Raw genomic sequence first — 783 nt, 5'->3', positions numbered from 1 at the left:
GCCTCCCAGCAGCTGGCCGGGGAGGCCTCGACGCAGGCCGCGGCCGCCGCGACGCTCCTGAAGTCCGCGGGCGAGCACGCCACCGCGGCGGCCCAGGCCGCCCGGTACGCCGCCGAGCACGCCGGGCAGAGCGCGAACGCCGCACAGGAGTCGACCAACCACGCGAACGCCGCCTCCGCGGCCGCCGTGGACGCGCAGCGCGCGGTCGACCAGGCCAACGCGGTCCAGGACCTGGCCCGTCGCACCGAGGCCGAGGACCTGGCGAACCGCACCGCGGCCGCCGTGGAGAAGGCCCGCAAGGCCAAGGCCGACGAGACGGACAAGCAGGCGCAGACCGACCAGGCCGCCCAGCAGGTCCAGCAGGCGAAGGCCGAGGCCGACCGCCTCGCCCAGCTGGCCAACCAGCCCGGCGCCACCCCGGCGCAGGTCGCCACCGACGGCCGCAAGCTCGCCCTGATCTCCCGCAAGATCTCCGGGGAGTGGGGGGTCTCGGCCGCCGAAGCCGCCTTGTCCGGCGACAACACTGCCGTGTTCTCCTACGTCAAGAACGGCCGGAGGCAGGCCGAGGAGCACGACGCTCGCATCGGTGTCACGCAGATCTATGAGGGCTCGGACAGTGACGCGGTCCGTACGGCGGCCTATGCCTCGCTTCAGGGCGACGCGGCCCAGAACAGTGCGTTCCTGAAGAATGGTCAGTACGAGGCTGCGGCGCTGGAGAACCGGCTGACGATCACCCGGCTCAGCGACAATGCCGGTCCCGCCGTCAAGGCGGCCGCCGACGCT

The 783-nt window shown here is 73.3% G+C and carries 1 pseudogene; it reads left to right on the top strand.

Going from position 1 to position 783, the window contains the following annotated elements:
- Positions 1 to 783 (top strand): annotated as a pseudogene (locus tag AE652_RS23240) (hypothetical protein); the annotation flags it as partial.

The sequence above is a fragment of the Kitasatospora sp. MY 5-36 genome (assembly GCF_001182915.1).
Lineage (GTDB): Bacteria > Actinomycetota > Actinomycetes > Streptomycetales > Streptomycetaceae > Kitasatospora.
Note: the sequence above shows the minus strand (reverse complement) of the source record. Positions and strands in the feature narration are given on the sequence as shown.